The 22,077-nt window shown below is 67.1% G+C and carries 20 protein-coding genes; 6 read left to right on the forward strand and 14 right to left on the reverse strand.

From position 1 onward, the window contains the following. The first annotated feature begins 43 nt into the window (after positions 1-43). Positions 44-1,726 carry a ShlB/FhaC/HecB family hemolysin secretion/activation protein gene (locus tag JKP78_RS10335; RefSeq protein WP_186686054.1) on the forward strand — a complete coding sequence of 561 codons (1,683 nt, stop codon included), beginning with the start codon at positions 44-46 and terminating at the stop codon, positions 1,724-1,726. Positions 1,727-1,753: 27 nt separating this feature from the next. After that, positions 1,754-6,280, forward strand: coding sequence for a hemagglutinin repeat-containing protein (locus JKP78_RS10340; RefSeq protein WP_200626629.1), 4,527 nt, complete (start codon positions 1,754-1,756; stop codon positions 6,278-6,280). 57 nt (positions 6,281-6,337) lie between these two features. Here JKP78_RS10340 and JKP78_RS10345 read toward each other — a convergent pair whose 3' ends face one another. The 12 genes from JKP78_RS10345 to JKP78_RS10400 are packed head-to-tail and all read right to left on the reverse strand — an operon-like array spanning position 6,338 to position 16,858. Next, positions 6,338-6,997: a general secretion pathway protein GspN gene (locus JKP78_RS10345; RefSeq protein ID WP_200626630.1), complete on the reverse strand. Its 660-nt coding sequence runs from the start codon at positions 6,995-6,997 to the stop codon at positions 6,338-6,340. Further along, positions 6,994-7,380: a type II secretion system protein GspM gene (gene gspM, locus JKP78_RS10350; protein ID WP_200626631.1), complete on the reverse strand. Its 387-nt coding sequence runs from the start codon at positions 7,378-7,380 to the stop codon at positions 6,994-6,996. The genes JKP78_RS10345 and gspM overlap by 4 nt, the downstream gene beginning before the upstream one ends. Further along, on the reverse strand, positions 7,377-8,453 hold the full coding sequence (gspL, locus tag JKP78_RS10355) for a type II secretion system protein GspL (protein WP_186686059.1): 1,077 nt from the start codon (positions 8,451-8,453) through the stop codon (positions 7,377-7,379). Before gspL ends, gspM begins: the two co-directional genes overlap by 4 nt. Then, positions 8,450-9,115 (reverse strand): type II secretion system protein, encoded by a 666-nt coding sequence (locus tag JKP78_RS10360; RefSeq protein ID WP_225931927.1) that lies wholly within the window; start codon positions 9,113-9,115, stop codon positions 8,450-8,452. The genes gspL and JKP78_RS10360 overlap by 4 nt, the downstream gene beginning before the upstream one ends. Then, positions 9,112-9,480: a type II secretion system protein GspI gene (locus tag JKP78_RS10365; protein WP_200626632.1), complete on the reverse strand. Its 369-nt coding sequence runs from the start codon at positions 9,478-9,480 to the stop codon at positions 9,112-9,114. The genes JKP78_RS10360 and JKP78_RS10365 overlap by 4 nt, the downstream gene beginning before the upstream one ends. Continuing rightward, positions 9,477-9,914, reverse strand: coding sequence for a type II secretion system minor pseudopilin GspH (gene gspH / locus JKP78_RS10370; protein WP_200626633.1), 438 nt, complete (start codon positions 9,912-9,914; stop codon positions 9,477-9,479). Before gspH ends, JKP78_RS10365 begins: the two co-directional genes overlap by 4 nt. Positions 9,915-9,917: 3 nt before the next feature. Then, entirely contained in the window at positions 9,918-10,352 is a 435-nt protein-coding gene (gene gspG / locus JKP78_RS10375) for a type II secretion system major pseudopilin GspG (protein WP_170028490.1), read from the reverse strand. A 17-nt stretch (positions 10,353-10,369) separates the two neighbouring features. After that, on the reverse strand, positions 10,370-11,572 hold the full coding sequence (gene gspF, locus JKP78_RS10380; protein ID WP_200626634.1) for a type II secretion system inner membrane protein GspF: 1,203 nt from the start codon (positions 11,570-11,572) through the stop codon (positions 10,370-10,372). Between the two features lie 2 nt (positions 11,573-11,574). Continuing rightward, a complete protein-coding gene (locus tag JKP78_RS10385) occupies positions 11,575-13,023 on the reverse strand; it encodes a GspE/PulE family protein (protein ID WP_200626753.1) in 1,449 nt (482 codons plus the stop codon). Beyond that, positions 13,023-14,792, reverse strand: a complete 1,770-nt coding sequence (gene gspD, locus JKP78_RS10390) for a type II secretion system secretin GspD (RefSeq protein ID WP_186686068.1) — start codon at positions 14,790-14,792, stop codon at positions 13,023-13,025. The genes JKP78_RS10385 and gspD overlap by 1 nt, the downstream gene beginning before the upstream one ends. A gap of 3 nt (positions 14,793-14,795) precedes the next feature. Continuing rightward, positions 14,796-15,218, reverse strand: a complete 423-nt coding sequence (locus JKP78_RS10395; protein WP_189665758.1) for a pilus assembly protein PilZ — start codon at positions 15,216-15,218, stop codon at positions 14,796-14,798. After that, positions 15,218-16,858 carry a lipoprotein UxpA gene (locus JKP78_RS10400; RefSeq protein WP_186686070.1) on the reverse strand — a complete coding sequence of 547 codons (1,641 nt, stop codon included), beginning with the start codon at positions 16,856-16,858 and terminating at the stop codon, positions 15,218-15,220. The genes JKP78_RS10395 and JKP78_RS10400 overlap by 1 nt, the downstream gene beginning before the upstream one ends. Before the next feature lie 224 nt (positions 16,859-17,082). Here JKP78_RS10400 and JKP78_RS10405 point away from each other — a divergent pair, with 224 nt between their 5' ends. Then, positions 17,083-19,128: a PhoX family protein gene (locus JKP78_RS10405; protein WP_186686072.1), complete on the forward strand. Its 2,046-nt coding sequence runs from the start codon at positions 17,083-17,085 to the stop codon at positions 19,126-19,128. 139 nt (positions 19,129-19,267) lie between these two features. Here the strand turns inward: JKP78_RS10405 and gspK are convergent, their stop codons facing one another. Next, positions 19,268-20,233, reverse strand: coding sequence for a type II secretion system minor pseudopilin GspK (gene gspK / locus JKP78_RS10410; protein ID WP_186686074.1), 966 nt, complete (start codon positions 20,231-20,233; stop codon positions 19,268-19,270). A 144-nt stretch (positions 20,234-20,377) separates the two neighbouring features. Between gspK and tatA the strand changes: the two genes are divergently transcribed. The 3 genes from tatA to tatC are packed head-to-tail and all read left to right on the forward strand — an operon-like array spanning position 20,378 to position 21,659. Continuing rightward, a complete protein-coding gene (gene tatA / locus JKP78_RS25425) occupies positions 20,378-20,611 on the forward strand; it encodes a twin-arginine translocase TatA/TatE family subunit (protein ID WP_170028483.1) in 234 nt (77 codons plus the stop codon). Continuing rightward, positions 20,611-20,898 carry a Sec-independent protein translocase protein TatB gene (tatB, locus tag JKP78_RS10420; protein WP_186686077.1) on the forward strand — a complete coding sequence of 96 codons (288 nt, stop codon included), beginning with the start codon at positions 20,611-20,613 and terminating at the stop codon, positions 20,896-20,898. Before tatA ends, tatB begins: the two co-directional genes overlap by 1 nt. Beyond that, positions 20,898-21,659 (forward strand): twin-arginine translocase subunit TatC, encoded by a 762-nt coding sequence (gene tatC, locus JKP78_RS10425; RefSeq protein ID WP_186686080.1) that lies wholly within the window; start codon positions 20,898-20,900, stop codon positions 21,657-21,659. The genes tatB and tatC overlap by 1 nt, the downstream gene beginning before the upstream one ends. Before the next feature lie 103 nt (positions 21,660-21,762). Here the strand turns inward: tatC and JKP78_RS10430 are convergent, their stop codons facing one another. Further along, complete coding sequence (locus tag JKP78_RS10430) at positions 21,763-22,074, reverse strand: NGG1p interacting factor NIF3 (protein WP_170028480.1); 312 nt, start codon at positions 22,072-22,074, stop codon at positions 21,763-21,765. Between the last annotated feature and the right edge of the window lie 3 nt (positions 22,075-22,077).

Raw genomic sequence — 22,077 nt, forward strand, 5'->3', positions numbered from 1 at the left:
GCAAACGAGTACGTAAGCCGTACACCATTTGCGGGGTGCCTGAATGCCGTGCCGAATTCGCCATGTCACCGTCCTGGCGCTAGCTGGTTGCCTTGGCGCAGCATTGTCCAGCCCCCTGGCACTGGCCGACGACCCCGCCAGCCAACAACTGCGCGATCAGCAGCACAGCCTCCGCCAGCTGGAGCGGCAACAGCGGCTGGAGCGTTGGCAGCGTACGCCCTCCCCGGCCGAACGCCCCACCGCTGTCGCCCCCGTTGCAGAGGACAACCACTGCTGGGCTATCGACGGCGTACGCGTGGAAGGCAACCGCCAGCTCGATACCGCGGAGCTGACAGCAACCCTCCGTGCGCTGGTCTCGCCTTGCATGGGCGTCAGCGACATCAACCAGCTGCTCAAGGCCATCACCGGGCTGTACCTGCAAGCCGGCTACCCGGCCAGCCGCCCCTACCTGCGGCAACCGCCGCAGGACGGCGAGACGCTGGATATCACCCTCGTCGAAGGCTTCGTCGAATCCATCGAACTTGCCGGCGCCGATTTGCCGCTGTCGCTGGCGGGTGCCTTCCCCGGGCTGCTCGGCCACCCGCTGTACCTGCCGGACGTGGAGCAAGGCCTCGACCAACTCAACCGCCTGCGCGCCTACGATCTGACCGCCGCCCTGCTGCCGGGCGAGCTGCAGGGCGGCACGCGGGTCATCGTGCAGCCGCGCAGCGTAGCCTCCCGCTGGCATGTCGACAGCCGCTTCGACAACCGTGGCAGCGAGCTGAGCGGGCGGCACCGCCTGAGCCTCGGCGTCGGCCTGGACAGCCCGCTGGGCCTGAATGACGACCTGCGCCTGGCGCTGACCAACAGCGTGCTGCATGCCCCCGGTGAAAGCCAAGGCCTGTCGTTGTACTACAGCGTGCCCTACGGCGCCTGGACCTTTGCCCTCAGCGCCAGCCAGCTGCGCTACGAGGCACCACTGCCGGGCAGCGACAAGCGCGCCGATGGCAGCAGCAGCTATCAGGCCCTGAGCGCCGAGCGGGTGTTGTGGCGCAACCAGCAAGGCATGCTCAGCGCCAGTCTACGGCTGGACCGCAAGCAACTGGTCAATCGCAGCGCCGGCGCGGTCATCATCCAGCAGAGCCCGACCCTGAGCAGCGTCGAAGCAGGTATCAATTTGCTGTGGCTCGAAGCCGGCCTGTGGAATGGCTACCTCGGGATCGGCCAGGGTCTCGACGCGTTCGGCGCCGACCGCTCGCCACTCGGTGCGGAACGCTTGCGTCCGGACTTTCGCAAGTACCGCGCCAACCTGCTGCACCTGCGCCAGGGCCCGCCCACCGCCCCATGGCGCTGGCAAAGCGAACTGGGCCTGCAGTACAGCAGCGACGCCCTGCCCGCCGTGGAGCAACTGCTGGTCAGTGACGATTCGGCCGTGCGCGGCTTTCGCCTGCGTACCTACTCCGGCGCCAGCGCCGCTGCCTGGCGCAACACGTTCAGCCAGGCACTGCCTAGCAGCTGGACCACCCCCTGGCAGGTACGCCCCTACATCGGCGTGGACCTGGGCTGGGCCCGCACCGCCGAAGGCAGACCGTCACAGCGCCTGGCCGGGGCCGCCGCCGGCCTGGAACTGGGCCTCGGCAGTAGCCGCCTGCGGCTGGACTACCAGCGCGCCCTCTACACCAGCGACCTGCCCCAGGGCTTGCTGGAACCCGGCTTCTGGGTGCTGGACTGGACCCTGAACATCTGATTCACCCACAACAATGAGAACGAGAAAATGCACACACTCTCGCCGCTATCGTCGATCCGCCCTGATACCTTGCGTTGGGCCATCTTCCTGGCATTGCTCGGGTCCGGTGCCGCACTGGCCCAGGGCGGCCTGGAGGCAACCCAGGGCCCGGGGGGTACCCCGATCATCAACAACGGCCACGGGGTACCGGTCATCGACATCGTGCCGCCCAACGCCAGCGGGCTGTCCCACAACCAGTTCATCGACTACAACGTCGGCAAGCCTGGCGTGGTGCTGAACAACGCCACCGTGGCCGGGCGCTCGGAGCTGGCGGGAGCCCTTGCGGCCAACCCGCAATTCCAGGGCCAGGCCGCCTCGACCATCCTCAACGAAGTGGTCAGCCGCAACGCCTCGCTGATCGAAGGGCCACAGGAAATCTTCGGCCGCCCTGCCGACTACATCCTGGCCAACCCCAATGGCATAACCCTGAATGGCGGCAGTTTCATCAACACCACCCGCGCCGGCTTCGTGGTGGGTACTCCGCAATTCGACGAACAACAGCTCAAGTACCTCGATACGCTCAATGCCAGTGGCAGCCTGCAAGTGCTGGAGCGCGGCCAGAGGAACGGCAACGGCGCCCTTGAGCTGATCGCGCCGCAAGTCGATAGCAAAGGGCTGCTCATGGCGGGGCAGGCGCTCGATGTCACCGTGGGGCGCAACCGTATCGAGCGGGCCAGCGGCGAAATCGTCCAGCACCTGCCAGCCACGCCGTCGAGCATCGATGCCAGCTTTCTCGGTGCGATGCGCGCCGGGCGTATCCGCATAGTGAGCACCGCCGAAGGCGCCGGTGTGCGCGTGGCAGCGCCGCAGGTGGTCGGCAGCGAAGGGATCGACATCCAGTCGGCCGGGGGGCTGCAGGTCAGCGGCAACGCCGACAACCCCAGCGAACTGCATGCCGGGCGGGGCATACTGAGGCTCAGCGCAGCCGACGACATCACCCTGGAAGCTGTCGAAGGCCGCGCGCCACAAATTGAAGTCAAGGCCGGCCAGAAACTCACCCTCGGCGCCAAGGCGATCGAGAGCATCGAGCGTGACAAGGACAGCTGGAACAACAAGTTCCTGTTCATTACCCGCGAAACCTACAGCCGCGACACCACCACCACCCGCCAACAACAGAAGAGCACGCAACTGCTTGCCAGCGACAGCGTAAGTCTGCACTCGGGCAAAGACATGCACATGACCGCAGCCACCGTCACCGCCGGCAAGGCGCTGACAGTGGACAGCGGTGCTGGCCTGACCATCATCGCCGGTATCGACAGCCAGCGCACCGAAGAGCAGGTGCGCCATCGCAAGGACTTGTGGCGTGGTGACAGCGACACCGACGTACGCCAGGAACATGCCCGGGGCAGCGCACTCGAGGGTGGCCAGGTGAGCGTCCAGGCCAGTGGCAACCTCGACATTCAGGGCAGCAGCCTGCGCAGCCGCGGCGACCTGGCCATTCGCGCCAGGCAGGCCGACATCGGCACCACCACCCTGAAGCACCGCGGCAGCCAGGACGGCTATCGCGGCGACCTGGTCTCCGGTGCCTTCTTCGGCGACCGCAAAGGCAATGACAATGAAGGCCAGACCGTTGCCGGCAGCACCATCGCCAGCGACGGCGAGCTCACCGTCACAGCCGACCAGCTCGCCATCAAGGGCAGCAACGTCCATGGCAAGCAGGACGCCGTGCTGTTCAGCGAAAAGGGCTCGCTGGCCATCGAGCCAGGCCAGGGCAGCAGCACCTCGACCGACCGCACCCGCGACAGCAAGCTGTTCGGACTGATCGGCAGCAGCCATGAAAGCACCGAGCACAAACAGCAGGTACTGGTCAGCGATGTAGGTTCGTCGAGCAACCTGCGCCTGGCCAGTGCCGACGAAATGCGCATCCAGGGCGCCAAGGTCGAGGCGGGCGGGCAACTGCAGGTCGAAGCCAAGGGCGACCTGCTGGTTACCAGTGTGCAGACGGTCGATGAACGTGAAACCCGCGACCAGCAGCGCAACTTCAGCGCCAGCGCCGGGCAGACCCAGGACGCCGAGGACGGCAAGCCCGAGTCCCGGCAATACGCCGCAGGCGTGGCTTACGAGGTGCTGACCACGACTCGCCAGCAACGTACCAGCAGCCAGCTGCCCAGTGTGCTCAGCGGGGCCTCGGTGGGCCTGAGCAGCGGCGCCAACCTGCAGGTCAACGGCTCCACGGTAACCGCCAGCGCTGGCGACCTTGATGTTCAGGCACGAGACATCACGCTGGGGGCTACCCGCAACGAGCGCGACCAGGACACCCGCACCACCCGCAGCGGTGGCGGGCTGACGGTGACCGGTGGCATCGACCGAGTGGGCAGCCTGTTCGAAGGCCATCACCAGCGCGAGCAACTGACAGATAGCGCCAGCGAGGTACAGCGCAGCACCCTGCAGGCCAGCGGCGACCTGAAGCTGCAAGGCGGCACACTGGTGACCGAAGCTGCGCGCGTCGCGGCGGGCAACAGCCTGCAGGTGGAGGCCAAACGCATCGACAACCGTGCGGTCGAACAGACCGAGGAGCAAGAACAGCGCCGCAACCACTGGGCAGGCGCTCTGGGCGCCAGCGTCGAATACCGTGACCTCACCCGCCCCATCGAACGCCTGGTGCTCGGCGAGGAAGCCGCACGCTTCCAGCAGGCCTCGCCCGAACACGCCATGGTGGCCCCCAGCGTTGGCGGCGACATGACCATCGACCACCTCAAGCGCCTGGAGAACCAACGCCGCGGGTTCGTCCAGGTGAGTGAACTGTCCGGAGCCCAGGTGCGAGTCAAGGCCGATACCCTTGACGATCAGGGCACCAACTGGCACGCCAATGCCGGCACGCTCAGCATCGCGGCACGGGAACACCGCATGCGCGCGGCGCAGGACACCCGGCAAACCTCCGTGCAGCGCCTGGCGTTCAGCGGTGATGCACGTGTGGACACCAGCAGCGGAAGTGACCTCAATGTACGTGCCGCCGGCAAAGGCGGCTCGCAGGCCACCCGGGACACCACCAGCACGGCGGTAACCGCCAGCCTGTATGGGCAACAGGGTGTCCAGGTGCAACTGGGCAGTGAAGGCCGCTACGAAGGCACGCGCATCGACGGCGGCGAGGGCGACGTGGTCATCGACAGTGCCGGCTCGCTGGCCGTGCCGCAGGCGACCGACCGGGCCGAACAGCAGGCCGGCCAGCTAGAAGGCAACGCCTGGGCCAAGATGGGCAACCGCCCCGGTGGCACCGGTGTCGATGGCCGCGGCTATCTCGACAATGCGCAGCAGCACGCCACCAGCAGCAACGCCCAGGTGGCCCAGATCGACGCCAAGGGCCAGGTGCGGCTGAGCAGTGGCGGCGACCTGCTGCTCGAAGGTACCCGTATCGGCAGCCGCGAGGCCAAGGTTGGCGACATCCTGTTGCAGGGCGGCGGCCAGCTTGCGGTCAAGGCGGCCAGCAACACCCGGCAAGCGACCGGCAGCAAGCTGGGCGGTGGCCTGGAGCTGGCAGCCAAGGCTGGCGACACCAGGGGTGGCGCCATCGGCGGGCACTTCGGCCACGGCAAGCAGGACGAAGAGGCGCGTCAGGCCATCGACGCCCAGTTCGCCAGCAAGGGCACGCTGAGCCTGGCCAGCAGCGCCCAGGAAGACACCGCAGTGCACTTGCAGGGCCTGCAGGCTTCGGCTCGGGAATTGATGGCCAAGGCCTCCAGCGGCGGTATATACATAGAAGCGTCCGCCAACCAGGAGCAACGCAACAACCTCGACATCACCGCCGGCGCCGGTTTCGACATGGCCAAGGGCGAGCTGGACAGCCGTGGCCTGCATGGCCGCCTCAAGGTCGACCTGGACAAGCGCGACAACCTGGAGTGGAACGCCGGCAACCTGCGTGCCGAGCGCATCGACCTGCAAAGCCGCGGCGACACGCGTATCGAAGGTGTCAGCCTGGAGGCAGGACGCATCGCCGGGGTAGTCGATGGCGACCTGTACATCGCCAGCCGCAAGGACAACGTCAACACGCTGAGCGTCAGGGGCGATGCCCGCTTGAGCCAGGAGAAAAACCCGCAAGGCTACGTCAACGCGGCGACCGCGGTGGCTGGGCCATTGGGCGGCAAGGTCAAGGAAAAGGCCGGCTCGGCCCTGACCAAGGCGGACCCGGGCTTCTCGCCAACCTTCAGCCTCGACGTATCCCATATGCAACGCGACAGCGTCGGCCAACAGACTGCGCTCAAAGGCAGCGAAGGCATCGAGCTGCAGGTCGGCGGCAGCGTTCAACTGGTTGGCGCTCGCTTGCAGTCGGCCCAAGGGGATGTGGCCCTTGGCGCGCAATCGGTGACCCGCGAGACGCTTGCCGGCAATGACTATCGCCGGGACGTGTCGATCGATGCGTCCAACTCACCGGTGGACCTGGGCACGGCGCTGGCCGAGATAGCCAAGGGCAAAGGCGCGGCGGACGGGGAGAATGCGCTGGACCTGGGGTTGTTGAGGACCAGCGGGCATAGTCGCAGCGAGCAGTGGGTTTCGAGTGTGCTGGGCAAGAACAAGTGAAGCGTCCTCGGTGGGAGCGGGCTTGCCCGCTCCCATGGCTGCCAAGCGTCTGATTGCCTACCAGCGCAGGTCTCGCCGGCCGGCCAGCGCCTGGGGCCCGAGCCACTGTGCGCCACGCAGCAACGGCGTGAGCGCCGCATCGGGCTGCAATTCGTACACTAGCTGGGTCCGACGCCCCTGCAGGTCTGCCTCCATTGCCAGGTGATGCTGCCCCTGTTGTGCCAGTTGCCCGCGCAGGTGCCAGCCGTTGCCGCAGTCGATTTCCAGCCAGCCCTGCCCCAGGCCCAGCGACCACGGCTCGCTCAAGGCGAGGTCGGTCACCTGCAGGCGGCCGTCACTGCCCTGGCATCGGCGCCCAGCGCCCTCGACCCGCAATGCACCCTGCCATTGCCCAGCCAGGCGGTAATCCGTCGTTGTCGTCAGCTGCGGCCCCAGGGCCGTCGCCGTTAGCTGCCACTGCCAGGGCCAGCCTTCAGCACGCAGTTGCCAGGCCTGGCCCTGCCAGCCAACCTGCGCGCTCGCCTGCAAGCGCCACGGCTGTAGCGCCCAGCGCAGCGGCCCGAGCGGCCCCAGCTGCTGTGCCTGGCCTTGCCAGAGGCTGCCACTGGCCTCGCGCAGCGGCAGCTTGAATACATGCGCCACCCAGCTGGCCGGCAGCTCCAGCAATAGCGTGAGGACGAAAACCAGCAGCACACACGCCGCACTTGTTCGGCTCATGGCTGCACCACCAGCTCGAAGCGCAGCCCCTTGCCGTGGCGTTCCAGCCCCCATTGCCGTAGCTGCACGCCTTCGCCCCGCAGGCTCTGCAGCCAGCCCTGCAGCTGAAGCTCGTCGCCGACCTGGCCACGCAATTGCCAGGCCTCGCCTTGCGCATCGACTTCGGCCAGTTCGATGCGCCGGGCCTGGGCTGACTGGCGTAGCCGTTCCAGGTTCAACCCCGGGCCGTTGTGCAGGCTGGCGGCTTGTTCGGCCAGCCCGCGCCACTGGCTGAGTTCGCGCCATTGCGCCAGGCCGGCGCGCAGGGCCAGCACGGCCAGCAACAGGGCAATCAGTGCCCAGGCGAAGGTGAAACGATGACGCTGTATCCAGTCCCGGTTCATGAGGCCGCTCCCAGATCGAACAGCACCTGGTCAGCTTGAACCTGAACAGTCGCACCGGCAGCGGTGGCCATGTCCTGCCAGGGCGGTGCACTGCCCTCACCCGCCAGGCGCACCTGCCAACGCTGGCCATCGAAGCGCACCGCGCCCAGGTGCCAGCCGGGATGGTCACGCAGCCAGGCCTGCAATGCCGCTTGCAGGTCTTCGAGCTGGCGCATGCGCAGTTGCTGTTGCAACGCACCTTCGCGCAGCCGCTTGAGCGCCTGCGCGGCGTGACGCGGGCTGGCCTGGGCGCCGGTCACGGCAATGACCTGGCTGCGCCAGAGTTGCGCCTGGCGCCATTGCTGGGTCATCCACAGCCCAGCCCAGACCACAGCCAATGCCAGGCAGGCGGCCAGCAGGCGTTGCTGCGGCCGGGATACCGTCGCCAGCACGCGCCTGTTGCGGGTATGCTCGAACAGGCCGGGCAGTTTATCCAGCGGCGGCAACGCCGTTGGCCAGTCACCGCTCAGCGGCACCTTGTGCAGCCCCGCCCACGGTTGGCGAGGCGCATCACCCAATGCATCCGGCCAGGCCAGCCAATGCTCCTGGCCATCTTCGCCCAGCCCTTTGCACAAGCGCAGATCGGCTGTGCGCTGCCAATGCCAGGCAGTGCCAGCCTCGGGTGTCGGCAGTAGCTGCAGCTCCGCCCAGCAACGCTGCGCTGGCAAACCCCACTCTGCACACTGCCGATGCCAACTGTCCAGTTGCTGGCGCGCCACCACCAGCAAGCGAAGGTAACCGGGCCCACGCGCCAGGCAGGCACAGGTCACTTCGTCCGCGGCCTGCAGCAGGCGATCTTCGAGCAACAGTGGCCATTCCTCTCGTTTGAGCCCGGGTGGTGCCGGCACGCGGAAATGGCTGCAGGCCTCGGCAGGCAGAATCAGTGCGACACGCGCCTGCAGGTTCAGCGGCGGCTCGCCCTGCCCCTGGCTTTGCACACGGCCGCCAGCGACCAGCGCCCAGTGCCAGGTTGCACCCGGTCGCAGCAACAACCAGGGCCGGGCCGGTGTACGCCGCCGCCATTCAATTTTCATGAGCGCCCCCACGGGAGCGCGAAGGTGCAGACATAGGAGGCTCCGTCACGCTGCAATTCCAGGCGCACGCCACGGCCGGGGTGCGCGGGTTGGTCAGAAGGCCAGGCCAGCCAGCGGCCGCCCTGGTAATACAGAACATTCATGGCGCTGACCCGCTCGAGCCGTTCACGCTCGAGCCAGCGCGGCGCGGCAGCGGCGTACAGGTCGGCCGAGCTTTCCAGCAGCAGGCGCTGCTCGCGGGCCTCGAAGCGCAGGCGCTGGCGTTGCAGACGCGAGCCACCTTCGGCTTGCGGCAGGCCGGTGGTTGCAACCCATAGCAGTTGGTTGCTCGCTGGTTGCCAGTCGAGCCAGCGGCTGGCCAGGGGCAGGCGCTGCTCGTAGATGCGGCGCATCACCGGGCTGTCGAAGCGCCGTTCCAAGGCCAGGCAAAATTCCAGCACCGAGGTTTCCTGGGTGGTGTCCTGCAAGCGTTCGCGCACCTTGAGCCAGCCATTGACCAGGGCGGCGAGCAGAATGCCGAGCACGGCGGTCAGGGCCAGGGCGACCATCAGTTCGATCAGGGTCAGGCCAGCCTGGCGGCGCTTTACAGGTTTGCCGCCCGGGTGACCGGTGTCCCCCGCTGCTACAGGGGGCAGGCACGCCTTTGAAGCTGGCCGGCTCATGGGCGCTCCAGGAATACGGTGTACTGGCCCAGCGGCAGGCGCTGGTCGCGATCGGCGAACAGCAGTAGTTCCCCGCGACGCAAGTCACGCACGCCAGTGCGGCGCAGCTGCAACTGCCAGTGGCACGCCTGGCCACCCTGGCTCAGCTCACCGCTCACCTGGTTGCTGGCAGGCCAGTACTGCTCGACGGCAAAGCGGGTCTGCAATTCGCGCGCGCACAGCAGGCCGAGGCGGTGTTGCTGCAGGTTGCCCTGCACGGCCAGGCGCTGGCGCAACACCTGGCTGGTGATTACCGCCAGCACGGCAGCGATCGCCAGGGCCACGCTAACCTCGAGCAAGGTGAAGCCGCGTTGATGCCGCTTCATGGCGCCACCGTTATGTGCAAGCGGCCATCACGGCTCCAGGCCCAGCGTTGGCTACCATCGGCCCAGCGCCAGTGCACGCTGCCCGGCTGTGCCCAGCCGTGCGGGGTGAACAGCAGCTGAGGTTGCGAGCTGGCTGGCCAATCCGGTTGCAGGCCCTTGGGCCAGTCGCCCAGGGTTACCGTCTCGAGCGCCCAGGCATCGCCTTGGCGACGCACGAACTCCGGGCGCTGGCCGTTCCAGCGCAAGCCGCGCAGTTGCCCGGCATGCCGGGCCAGCACGGCCTGGCTGCGGGTCTCTGCCGCCAGCCGCTGCAAGGCCTGGTCGACCGCGGCCTGGCCGTTGCCGAGACTGGCCACCGCCAGCCCAGTCATCAGCCCGGCGATGGCCAGCACCACCAGCAACTCGATCAGGCTGAAACCCCGCTGCCGACGCACCGATTACAGCTCCCAGTTGCCCAGGTCGGCATCCTGGCCTTCGCCCCCCGGCAGGCCGTCGGCGCCTAGCGAGTAAACATCGACCCGGCCGTGCTCGCCGGGCATGCGGTACTGATAAGGGGTGCCCCAGGGGTCTTCAGGCAGGCGGCGCACGTAGCCGTCACTGCGCCAGGCCCGCGGCAGCGGTTCCTGGGCCGGCTTTTTCACCAGCGCGGCCAGGCCCTGCTCGTTACTGGGAAAGCGCAGGTTGTCCAGACGGTACATGTCCAGCGCCTGCTCCAGGGTGGCCAGGTCGGCCATGACTTTCTGTTTCATGGCCTTGTCCTGGTTACCGAGCACGCTGGGCGCGACCACGGCGATGAGCAGGCCGATGATGAAGATCACCACCATGATTTCCATGAGGGTGAAACCGCGCTGGCGGTGGCGTCGATGCTGCATGGCAATACTCCTTGCGTTCACAGTTGCAGGCCCTGGTTGAGTTGCATGATCGGCAGCAGCACCGCCAGCACGATGAACAGCACCACGGCGCCCATCACCAGGATCATCAGTGGTTCGAACAGCGCCATGGCGGTGTCGACCTGGCGGGCGAAGCCGCGCTCCTGGTCGTCGGCCACACGCTCGAGCATGTCGGCCAGGGTGCCGCTGGCCTCGCCACTGCCGACCATGTTCACCAGCAGTGGCGGGAACTGCTGGCTGGCATCCAGCGCGCGGTGCAGGCTGGTACCGCCCTGCACCTGCAGGCGCACCTGTTCCATGGCCTGGCGGATACGCCGGTTGCCGACGGTTTCGGTGGCCACGTGCAGGGCTTCGAGCAGGGCCACGCCGCTACCAGTGAGAATGGCCAGGCTGCGTGCCAGGCGCGCGCTTTCCAGCACCTGCAGCAGGTTGCCGATACGTGGCAGGCGCAACAGCAGCTGATCGCGGCGCAGGCACCACTGCGGCTTGCGCAGCAACCAGCCGCCGAGCGTCGCGAGCACCACGGCCAGCCCCAGCAGCCAAGGCCCGGCCTGGACCAGCCCTTGGCTCAGGCCGATCAACAGCGAGGTGATCAGCGGCAGGCTCTGCCCGGCATGGGCGAATTGCTCGGTGAGCTTGGGCACGACGAAGGTCATCAGGCCGATGACCACCGCCAGCGACACGCCCATCAGCACCGTGGGGTAGATCAGCGCAGTGCGCGCCTTGTGCTGTTGCCGTTGCACCTGTTCCAGGTGATCGGCCAGGCGGGCCAGGACCTGGGCCAGGCGCCCGGAGCGCTCGCCGGCCTCGACCAGCGCGCAGTACAGGCCGCTGAACGGTGCGCCTTGGCGCGCCAGGCTGCGGGCCAGGCCCAGGCCTTCGGCAAGCGAGCCGCGCAAGGCCACCAACACGCTGTGCAGGGCGGGCTGGCGCAATTGACGTTCAAGGGTGGCCAGGGCGTCGACCAGGGGGATGCCGGCACCGGTCAGGGTGGCCAGCTGACGGGTCAGTTCGCACAGCTGGGCGCGGCTCAGGCGCTGGCGCCGGGGTTGCCGGGCACCGGCCTCATGGCGCTGCAGCTGGCGGGCGAACAGCCCCTGCTCGCGCAACAACTGGCGCGCGTGGCGTTCGCTGTCGGCTTGCAGGCTGGCCTTGCGGGTCTTGCCGGCGAGGTCGACGGCCTGGTAGCGGTAGGTCGGCATGCTCAGCCCTGCACCACGCGCAGCACTTCGGCCAGGCTGGTCTCGCCACGCGCCAGGCAGTCGCTGGCCATCGCCAGCAGGCTCTGCCGGCGTCCGGCCAGGTAGTCGTGCATGGCCAGTTCGCTGGCCCCGTCGTACAACAGGCCGACCAGCCCGGGGTCCAGCTCGATGAATTCGTACAGGCCCAGGCGCCCGCGGTAACCGCTGCCCTGGCACTGCTCGCAGCCCACCGCGTGGTAACTGCTGCCGAGTGCCGCCAGCTCGGGCCACAGCTCACGTTCTGCCGCCTGCAGCGGGTGCGCCACGGCGCAACTGCACAGGCGCCGCACCAGGCGCTGGGCCAGTACGCCACGCAGGCACGAGGCGATCAGGAACGGTTCGATGCCCATGTCGCGCAGGCGGGTCACCGCGCCCAGCGCACTGTTGGTGTGCAGGGTGGACAGCACCAGGTGGCCGGTGAGGCTGGCCTGTACGGCGATCTGCGCGGTTTCCTGGTCGCGGATTTCGCCGAGCATGATCACGTCCGGGTCCTGGCGCAGTATCGCGCGCAGGCCGCTGGCGAAGGTCAACCCGGCGCGCGGGTTGATGGCAGTCTGGCCGATGCCGGCAATGGCGTACTCCACCGGGTCCTCGACGGTGAGGATATTGCGGCTGCCATCGTTGAGGCTGTTGAGGCTGGCGTACAGGGTGGTGGTCTTGCCGGAACCGGTCGGGCCGGTGGACAGGACGATGCCGTTGGGCCGCGCCAGGCAGCCACGCAGGCCCTGCAGTACCGCCGGCGGCATGCCCAGGTTGCCCAGCGCCAGCAGGCTGGCCTGCTTGTCGAGGACGCGCATCACCACCCGTTCGCCATGGATGCCAGGCAGGGTCGAGACCCGCACGTCCACTTCGCGCCCGGCCGCACGCAAGGTGATCCGGCCATCCTGGGGCTGGCGCTTTTCGGCGATGTCCAGGCGCGCCATCACCTTGATCCGCGACACCAGCATGGCTGACAGCGCACGCGGTGGGCGCAACACCTCGCGCAGGTGGCCATCGACCCGCAGGCGCACCACCAGGCTCTGTTCGAAGGTTTCGATGTGGATATCCGAGGCACGCAGGCGCAGGGCCTGGCCGAACAGGCCGTTGATCAGGCGGATCACCGGGGCCTCGTCGTCGCTTTCCAGCAAGTCCTCGATGCGCGGCATCTCGTTCATCAGGCTGTCCAGGTCCACCTGCTCGCCAATGCCTTCGATCAGTGCCTCGGTGGCGTTGGCACCTGCCTGGTACAGCTGGCCCAGGCGTTCATCGAACAGCGCGGGTTCCAGGTATTCGAGCAGGCTGGGCTGGCCATGCACGCGCAACAGTTCCTGCAGTTGCGCACTGTCGGCGTCGGGCCGCAGCCACAGTTGCCAGCCTTGCTCGGCCGGGGCCATGGCTACCCCGCTCTGGCGCGCCTGGCGATATGGCAGCATCACCAGTCACCGCCTTCCAGGCGCGCGCGGCTGGCAGGGAATACCTGCAGCAACTGCGGGCTGCCGGCTGCCAGGTCCGGCAGTTGCAGCGGCGTGGTCTGTTGCAAGGTGCGGTACTTGCCCTCGCTGAGCCCGGCCAGGCTCGGCTCGTCGCGCAGGATACGCGGGCGAATGAACACCATCAGGTTCTGCTTGGTGTTCTTGCTGGCATCGGAGCGGAACAGCCGGCCCAGGTACGGGATGTCGCCCAGCAGCGGCACACGCTGGTTGCTGGTGCTCAGCTCGTCGCTGATCAGGCCGCCGAGAATGACCAGGCCGTTGTCCTCGACCATCACCTTGGTCTTGATCTCGCGCTTGTTGGTGATCACGTCGCTGGCCGCGCTGGAGTCGGCGATCGACGACACTTCCTGGACGATGTCCAGGCGCACGCTGTTGTCGATGTTGATCTGCGGCTTGATGCGCAGCTTCACCCCGACTTCCTTGCGCTCGATGGTCTGGTACGGGTTGGCGTTGTTCTGGGTCACCGAACCGGTGACGAAGGGCACTTCCTGGCCGACCAGGATCGACGCTTCGGCATTGTCCAGGGTCAGCAGGGTGGGCGTGGACAGCAGGTTGAAGCCACTCTTGCCCTTCAGCGCATTGACCAGCATGGCAAAATTGAAGCCACCGCCGAAATGGCCGATGCCAGCCGTCGCCCCGCTGGTCGACGACAGCAGCTCGCCCAGCGCCTCGCTGTCACCGCTGGCGGCCGCCCCGGCGATACTGGCGATGTTGACCCCGTTGCTGCCGAAATTGACGATGCCAGCACCGAACTTCTCATCGGCGAACAGCCACTGCACGCCCAGCTCCTGGGCACTGCTGTCGGAGACCTCGGCGATGATCGCCTCCACCACCACCTGGGCGCGGCGGATGTCCAATTTCTCGACGATGCTGCGGTAGGCCGCCAGCTCGCTGTCGGGGCCGACCATGACCACGGCGTTGGTGCCTTCCTCGTACTCCAGGCGGATACCACTGCCACCACCGGCAGCCACCAACGGCCGGTCCTTGGCCTCGGCTCCAGCAGCGCCTTCCGCCGCCACCATGCCCTCCTGGCTGAGGCCGCGCAGCACCTTGACCACTTCGCTGGCACTGGCGTGGCGCAGGTAGATCACCTGGGTGCCGGTGTTGTCCGCCACTTCGCCTGGGCGGTCGAGGTGCTGCAGCAAGCTGGCGATACGATCCAGGTTGCTGCGCCAGTCGGTCACCACCAGTTGCTGCGCTGCGGGGTAAGGGGTGATCACGCCCACCCGTGGATCGATCAGCGGCTTGAGAATACCGAGCACTTGTTCGCTGGCAGCATTGCGCACATTGAAAACCCGGGTAGCCACGCTGTCGCTGCCCTGCCCCTGCTGCCCGGCCGGCTCCACCGGCACCGGTTCCAGGCGCGCCGCCTGGTCGGGGACGATCTTCACGCTGCCGTTGGGCAGGTCGACAGCGGCATAGCCCTGGGCGCGCAGCTGCGCCAGGAAGATGTCGTAGATCGCATCGGCGTCGTGCATGTCGACGGTGCGCACAGTGACCTTGCCTTTGACCCGGGGGTCGACGATGAAGGTGGTGCCGGTAATGCGCGACACGCTGTCGATGAACTCGCCCAGATCGGTGTCGACAAAGTTCACCTCATACAGGGGCGTGCCGTTGTCGTCGAATACCGGCTCTTCGGCATTGGCGGCGGGCATGCCCATGGACAAGGCCAGGCTCAAGGCGGCCGCTAGGCAATATCTGACAGGCATCGTTCATCCTTGCCGCTTGAAGCCGGTCACGACGGGGCGTGGCGGCCAGGGCAAGCGTTCACGCCGCCCCTGGTTGTTGAAAATCAGGCCATCGCTGTCGATGTCCTGCAGCACGATCCCGGGTGCCAGGCGCTGGCCACGGGCCAGGGTGCGCACCTGCTCGCCATAGCGCAGCACTACCACGCTGGCAGCCAACGGCTGGGCCTTGAGGCCGCCGAGGTAGTGCAGCGGCAGGCGGGTAAGGGCAATGGCGCCGTCATCGACGGGCAGCTGCCAGTGGCCGACCATCAACCCGGGAAGCGGCGTGTCGGCCATGCCGGGTGCAATCGCTGGTTGCGGCTGGCGGCTCAGTTGCAGCACGCACTGGGCGGCCAGCCAGCCGGCCAGGGTCAGGCCAGCGCCAGTGAGCAGGCGCGAGATGAGCATCACGAGGCCAACTGCCGTGGGTGCCAACCCGGGTGCCCCTGTACGTAGCGCACTTCGGGCAATTGCAGCGGCGCCAATTGCCAGTCCGCAGGCTGGCGGGCGAGCCAGGCCTCAACGCGTTGCCACAGGGGCTCACCCGCCTGGGCCTGGAATTGCAGGCCGAAGGTGCGGCACAGGCCCGGTAGCGGTGCCAGGTCGCTGATGCGCTTGCCTTGCGGGCTGTAGCTGACCCGCCAGGGCTGGCCCTGCCAGCGCGGCAGGTCCTGGCTGTTGTCCAGCAGCAACGGGTCGCCGAACAGTTGCTCCGCCGCGTTCTCCAGCACCTGCTCGACCTGCCGCGCTGGCGCTTCGACCACCGGGGCCGGGTAGCCACCGGTGAGGCTGATCAAGTGTTCGCGGGTAATGGCCGCCCCTGCTGGCAGCGGGTAGTCATAACGCAGGCCGGGCAGCAGCACCGGCATGTCGCTGTCGCCGGCCAGGGCTTGATGCAGCAGGCGGTCCCAGCTGCCGCCCCGAGTATCGCGGCGCCACAGGGCCTGGGGCGCGCGGGCCAACGGTTGATCGAGCCAGGCCGCATGGCCGGCGCGCTGTTGACGCAGCTCGGCCTGCAATGGCGCGACACGCAGCTGCGCCGCGGGGGCCAACTGCTGCTCGAAGGCTGGGAAGAATCGCCCGTCGAACTGCCACGCCCCGGCCACCCGCCGACAACGTAGACGGAAGGCGCCGCTCCCTCGGCAACCGGCGAACAGCACCGGTACCCGGCGGCCGCTGGCTTGGGTCACTTCAACCGGCGCCGGCCACAAATCCTGGCCACGGGCAGATAACAGCACGTCGATCTGCGGTACCCGCTCGGCCAGCCAGAGCCCTGGGCCAGTGCCCGCATCGGCCAGGGCCACTACCAGGTCGGCGTCGCGCCGGGCCTGCTCGAACACTGGCTGGAGCGCCTGGTACCACTGCTTGAGCGACGCTTTCTGGTCCTGGGCGTAGGGGTCGGTGACACCGACCACGGCGACCCGGGCACCGCCCCGCTCGAAGATATGCAAGTTGTCCAGGCCCAGGGCCTGGCGTTGCCCCTCTGCCAGCCCGGCCCCCAGGGTGATGGCGCTAGCCTGGCGATACAGGCCTGGGCAACGTTGCGGCCACAGCACGCGCTCGTCGCTGCTGACCCGCGCGTCGATTCCCAGCAGCTGGCTGCCCTGCACACCGCTTTCGCCCTGGGTCAGGTAGGCCAGGCCACTGCCATTCCAACCCTGGCCGTTCTCCAGGGTCAGGCTGTTGCCCGCCCCGGCCTCGCCGCGCAACTGCTCCAGCAACGCCGCCAGCACTGCATAGCCGCCCAGCTGGGCAGACGCCGCCTGGCCGGCGTCGAGCAGTGACGCCAGTTGCGGGTGGGCGACGCTGGCGTTGCTGCCGGTCATCCATGGCGCGCGGCCCAGATGGCTGACCGGCCCCAGGCGCGTGGCCGGCACCACGGCCAGGCCAGGCTGGCGGGCATCGAGGGTATCAGCCACGTACAGCAGGTCGAGGCCGGCATTACCGCGCGCTTGCCCAGGAAAGGCGGAGCAGGCGCCGAGCAACGGCGCCAAGGCACCGACACCCATCCAGCCGATCACTTCGCGCCTGTGCACACTGCTTGCCATCGAACCCGCCATCCTTTTCCATGTTCATTCAGGGCACCGGATGTTGCGGCGTTGGCATTACAGTTTGATGGCAGAAATCCGACAACTATTCCAAACTGATCTGTCGATCATGTTTTTAAGCGCCCGGTGTTTTAAAGGCGCGTTCACATTTCTGCCAATGAATCATCATATTTGCCCACTAAAGTCGCGGTTTCCTCCAACTCAGCCAACATAAGGACACCCTGATGAGTCGAGACACCGGCGACAACCTGGACCGGAACCACAGCGGCAACCTGCCGATGGCCCGCGTCATGGACGCCTACCTGAGCCGCCGCAGCGTGATGCGCGGCAGCCTGGGCGCTGCCATCGCCATGATTGCCGGTACCGGCCTGACAGGCTGCTTCGACAGTGGCGGTTCGGATCATGATGATCCGATCACCGAGCCGGAAGTGCCAAAACTGGCGCTGGGCTTCCAGTCCATCCCCGGCTCGCGCACCGATGCCTGCGTGGTTGCCGCTGGCTACAGCGCCTACGTGCTGGCGCCATGGGGCACGCCGATCAACAGCAACGGCAACCCGTGGAAGGCCGACGGCAGCAATACCTCGACCGACCAGGCCAACGCCATGGGCATGCACCACGACGGCATGCACTTCTTCCCCATCAACGGCAGCTCGGAAGACGGCCTGCTGGCAATCAACTTCGAGTACATCGACACCGCTGCCCTGCACCCGGCCGGCCCGACCACCGATATCGACGGCAAACGCCCGGCCGAGGAAGTACGCAAGGAAATCAACGCCCACGGCGCCGGTGTAGTGCGCTTGCAGAAGGTCAGCGGGCGCTGGCAGGTGGTCGACAACGACCCGCTCAACCGCCGCTTCACCACGGCCTCGCGCATGGAAATCACCGGCCCCCTGCGCGGCACCGATCACGTGAAGACCAAGTATTCGCCGGACGGCACCCACTGCCGCGGCACCAACAACAACTGCGGCAACGGCTACACCCCGTGGGGCACCTACCTGACCTGTGAAGAGAACTGGCCAGGTATTTTCGTCAACAAAGGTACCCGCCCCGAAGACCAGCGCCGTATTGGCGTGAGCACTTCCAGCGGCCAGTACAAATGGGAAACCGCGGCGGGTGACAGCAGCGAGGTAGCCGACGAATTCGCCCGTTTCGACGTCACCGTCAAAGGTGCCAGCGCCACCGACGACTATCGCAACGAAGCCAGCACCTACGGCTACATCGTCGAGATCGACCCGTACAACAGCGCCACCCTGGCCACCAAGCGCACCGCGCTGGGCCGTTTCCGTCACGAGGGCTGCGCCCCGGGCCTGGCGGTCGCCGGCAAGCCGCTGGTGTGGTACATGGGTGACGACTCGAACAACGAGTACCTGTACAAGTGGGTGTCCAACGCCGTGTGGGATGCCGCCGACGCCAACCCGGCCGACCGCCTGGCCACCGGCGCCAAGTACCTCGACCAGGGCAAGCTGTACGTGGCGCGCTTCAATGCCGATGGCAGCGGGGTATGGTTGCTGCTGGACGTCGCCACCACGACCACTGCCGGCAGCACCCTGGGCGCCCTGTATGGCGACCTGCCGGGGATCATCCTCAACACCCGCGGCGCCGCCGATGCCGTAGGCGCCACGCCGATGGATCGCCCGGAATGGACCACGGTCAACCCGCTGAACGGCGACGTGTACCTGACCCTGACCAACAACAGCGCACGCACTCCGGACAAGGTCGATGCTGCCAACCCGCGCGGCCCGAACCGTCACGGCCATATCATTCGCTGGCACGACAGCGACGACCAGCTGAGCTTCACCTGGGACATCTTCGTGTTCGGCGCCAACGCGGCCGGCAGCGCCGACATCAACCGCTCGGGCCTGACCGAACTGAACCAGTTCGCCAGCCCTGACGGCATGAGCTTCGATAGCCGTGGCGTGCTGTGGTTCGAGACCGACAACGGCGAGAGCACGGTGACCGACTACACCAATGACCAGCTGTTGGCAGTGATCCCGACCAACCTGGTCGATGCCAGCGGCAAGCAGGTGCCGGTGAACGCGCAGAACCAGGTGGACCTGCGCCGCTTTTTCGTCGGCCCGAATGGTTGCGAGGTGACCGGCATTACCTTCACCCCCGACAACAAGACGCTGTTCGTCAACATCCAGCACCCGGACAACTGGCCGTATACCGACAAGGCCACCGATGCCACCCCGGCGGGGACCACGGTAAGGCCGCGAGCGGCGACGGTGGTGATCCAGCGTATCGATGGCGGCGAGATCGGCACCGCCTGAAAGAGCGCCGGTCAGTCAGCCTTGTGCTGGCTGTGCCGGCCTCTTCGCGGGTAAACCCGCTCCCACAGGTACTGCACAGGGTTCAAAAACTGTGCGGTCTCTGTGGGAGCGGGTTTACCCGCGAAGAGGCCGGCGAATATTACCAAACAATCGGCTCCCGGCTGCGCACCCGCACCTGCTGCGCAGGCACCCGCGCATGCCATTGCACAACGCCCAGCGCCTCCACCTGGAACTCGCTACGTATCACCCGCCCTTCCTCGGCGAACGACAGCTGCAACAGGAAATACCCGCTGTTCAGCAGCAGCCCTTCGCTCAGCCGCTCGAAGGTTTCATCATCCACCGCCCCCAGTGCCTGGCGCAGCGCCGCCGCATCCGCATACCCAGACGCCGGTCGGCCGCTGATGATGCGGCTGAGCAGCGAACGCGGGTAACGCCCTTCGTACAGCGCCTCCAGCAAAGGCAGATGCGCCAACCCCAGGGCATTGGCATTCAGCCGCCAGCCCGTGGTCTGCGGCAAGGCACACAGCATCGGGTAGCGCCCCTCACGGCTGGCATCCGGCTCCAGCAACAGGTTCAGCTCGCTGGTGTCGAGCATCGGTTGGTTGGCCGCCAACCGCGCGGGCTGCTGGCGCAGGTACTGGCCACTCTCGGCGCCCTGCAGGCGGGCATCGCTATCCGCATCGAGCCAGTCGGCCAAGGCATCGACCAGGCGTTCGGCCGCCATGTCGTCGCCCAGCAGGTAGCGCAACTGGCGTTCGGCGCGCTCACCATCCGCCCCGAGCAGCGCGTTGACATTGAAGCAGCTGTGCTGGTCGCGCACCTGCAGCTGCGCCTGGCCGCCACCAAAGTCATAGTTCAATGGCTGCCCGCGCAAGGCCTGCCAGAACAACGGGCTGAGCCGCCAGGCGGGATCAAGCAGGGCCTGCTCGGCATAGGCCAGGCCGGCCTGTTCCATGGCCCGTGCCTGCACCCGTTGATGCAACAGGCGCACCTCATCCACCTGACGCCGGCCATCTTCCACCAGCCAGGCCATGCCCGCCGCCAGCATCGCCAGCACCACCATCACCATCAGCAGGGCCGCCCCCTGCTGTTGTCTGCCACCCATCCGTGCGCACCTCACCCGCGAATGAAAACGCCAGTCAACACCTCGGGTGTTGCAGCGAGATGGCAGCCACCATCCGTCATGTGCCCGTCATCTACACAAGGCACGATTGCCCTTCCTTTTCATGGCCTTACAGGAGTGGTCGCAATGGGTGGCATTGGAATCTGGCAACTGGTGATCGTACTGCTGATCGTATTCCTGCTGTTTGGTACCAAGCGCCTCAAGGGCCTGGGCAGCGACGTGGGCGAGGCGATCCAGGGCTTTCGCAAGTCCATGGGCGGCGACAATGGCGCCAACGCCGCAGGCCACCCGCAGGTGCAGCAGCAATGCCCGCTGACCGGCCAGGCGGCGCAGCAGCAACAAGCGGAACGCCAGGCCTGATGTTCGAGGTAGGCTTCAGCGAGCTGCTGCTGGTCGGCATCGTCGCATTGTTGGTGCTAGGCCCGGAGCGCCTGCCGCAGGCGGCACGCACGCTCGGGCGTGGCCTGGGCCAGGCGCGCCGGGCGATGCAGGCCTTGCGCACGCAGGTGGAACGGGAGATCGAACTGCCTGGCTTCGACAACGCCCCGTTGCAGCGCCTGGAACAGGAAATTCGCCAAGGCGTGCGCCTGAGTGCAGCCCCCAGCCAAGGCGCGACCACGGTAACGCAGCCCAGGGAGAATGCCTGATGAGCATGGCCACGGAAGCGCTTGCCGGCATGCCGCTGACCGAGCACCTGCGCGACCTGCGCAAACGCCTGGTGCGCTGCCTGGGGCTGGTCGCGCTGCTGTTCGCCGGCCTGTTCCCCTTCGCCCAAACCCTGTACACCCTGGTTTCCGAACCGCTGCGGCGCTTTCTGCCGGAAGGCGCCAGCATGATTGCCACCAGTGTCACCTCGCCGTTTCTGACGCCGTTCAAGCTGACCGCGATGTGCGCGCTGTTCGTTGCCATGCCGCTGCTGCTGCACCAGGCCTGGGGTTTCATGGCGCCCGGGCTGTATCGCCGCGAACGGCGCATTGCCCTGCCGTTGCTGGTGTCGAGTATCGTGCTGTTCTATGCCGGCATGGCCTTCGCGTTCTTCCTGGTGTTCCCGATGATGTTCGGCTTCTTTGCCAGCGTGACGCCCGAAGGCGTAGCGATGATGACCGACATCAGCCAGTACCTGGACTTCATCCTGGCGCTGTTCCTGGCGTTCGGGCTGGCGTTCGAGATCCCGGTGGCGACCTTCATCGTGGTCTGGGTGGGGTTGGCCGATGTGGCCACGTTGCGGCGCAGCAGGCCCTACGTGATCGTCGGCTGCTTTGTGGTGGGGATGATCCTGACGCCGCCGGATGTGTTTTCGCAGACGATGTTGGCGGTGCCGATGTGGCTGCTGTTCGAGGTGGGGTTGCTGGCTTGTGGGTGGCTGAAGCGCCCCGGGCAGGGCAAGGAGATTGTGGCTGGATTGTAGGGCCTCTTCGCGGGTAAACCCGCTCCCACAGGGATCGCACAATTTCCGAGGGTTGTGCGGTCCCTGTGGGAGCGGGTTTACCCGCGAAGAGCCTTGATGCGACCTAGAACTCGGCGAGCCGCCAGACCTCGTAGGCTGGCGTCTCGTACGGGTGGCTCTGCCTGAGCGCAGCGACGACCTGGGCAATCAGCTCGTCGGCCACCACCAGCTCCACCTTCCACTCCTCCACCACCTCGACCTGGCCGGTTTGCCCGAGGTACGGCTGGCTGCCGTCCAACGGGCGGAACTGGCCCTGGCCCAGGGTCTGCCAGGCACAGTGGTCATAGTCGCCGATGCGCCCGCCACCTGCGGCGAACACAGCAGCCTTGACCACTTCGACGTGGCTGGCGGGGACGAAGAAGGCGAGCTTGTACACGCC

The organism is Pseudomonas sp. LAM2023 (assembly GCF_016620375.1).
GTDB lineage: Bacteria > Pseudomonadota > Gammaproteobacteria > Pseudomonadales > Pseudomonadaceae > Aquipseudomonas > Aquipseudomonas anuradhapurensis.

What these genes read in the sequence shown, in the direction of transcription:
- JKP78_RS10385 (WP_200626753.1), bottom strand. Translation starts at nt 13,023, where the DNA reads ATGCTGCCATATCGCCAGGCGCGCCAGAGCGGGGTAGCCATGGCCCCG.
- JKP78_RS10340 (WP_200626629.1), top strand. Translation starts at nt 1,754, where the DNA reads ATGCACACACTCTCGCCGCTATCGTCGATCCGCCCTGATACCTTGCGT.
- tatB (WP_186686077.1), top strand. Translation starts at nt 20,611, where the DNA reads ATGTTCGAGGTAGGCTTCAGCGAGCTGCTGCTGGTCGGCATCGTCGCA.
- gspF (WP_200626634.1), bottom strand. Translation starts at nt 11,572, where the DNA reads ATGCCGACCTACCGCTACCAGGCCGTCGACCTCGCCGGCAAGACCCGC.
- JKP78_RS10395 (WP_189665758.1), bottom strand. Translation starts at nt 15,218, where the DNA reads ATGCTCATCTCGCGCCTGCTCACTGGCGCTGGCCTGACCCTGGCCGGC.
- gspD (WP_186686068.1), bottom strand. Translation starts at nt 14,792, where the DNA reads ATGCCTGTCAGATATTGCCTAGCGGCCGCCTTGAGCCTGGCCTTGTCC.
- tatA (WP_170028483.1), top strand. Translation starts at nt 20,378, where the DNA reads ATGGGTGGCATTGGAATCTGGCAACTGGTGATCGTACTGCTGATCGTA.
- JKP78_RS10335 (WP_186686054.1), top strand. Translation starts at nt 44, where the DNA reads ATGCCGTGCCGAATTCGCCATGTCACCGTCCTGGCGCTAGCTGGTTGC.
- gspL (WP_186686059.1), bottom strand. Translation starts at nt 8,453, where the DNA reads ATGAAAATTGAATGGCGGCGGCGTACACCGGCCCGGCCCTGGTTGTTG.
- JKP78_RS10405 (WP_186686072.1), top strand. Translation starts at nt 17,083, where the DNA reads ATGAGTCGAGACACCGGCGACAACCTGGACCGGAACCACAGCGGCAAC.
- tatC (WP_186686080.1), top strand. Translation starts at nt 20,898, where the DNA reads ATGAGCATGGCCACGGAAGCGCTTGCCGGCATGCCGCTGACCGAGCAC.
- gspK (WP_186686074.1), bottom strand. Translation starts at nt 20,233, where the DNA reads ATGGGTGGCAGACAACAGCAGGGGGCGGCCCTGCTGATGGTGATGGTG.
- JKP78_RS10400 (WP_186686070.1), bottom strand. Translation starts at nt 16,858, where the DNA reads ATGGCAAGCAGTGTGCACAGGCGCGAAGTGATCGGCTGGATGGGTGTC.
- JKP78_RS10345 (WP_200626630.1), bottom strand. Translation starts at nt 6,997, where the DNA reads ATGAGCCGAACAAGTGCGGCGTGTGTGCTGCTGGTTTTCGTCCTCACG.
- gspM (WP_200626631.1), bottom strand. Translation starts at nt 7,380, where the DNA reads ATGAACCGGGACTGGATACAGCGTCATCGTTTCACCTTCGCCTGGGCA.
- gspG (WP_170028490.1), bottom strand. Translation starts at nt 10,352, where the DNA reads ATGCAGCATCGACGCCACCGCCAGCGCGGTTTCACCCTCATGGAAATC.
- JKP78_RS10365 (WP_200626632.1), bottom strand. Translation starts at nt 9,480, where the DNA reads ATGAAGCGGCATCAACGCGGCTTCACCTTGCTCGAGGTTAGCGTGGCC.
- JKP78_RS10360 (WP_225931927.1), bottom strand. Translation starts at nt 9,115, where the DNA reads ATGAGCCGGCCAGCTTCAAAGGCGTGCCTGCCCCCTGTAGCAGCGGGG.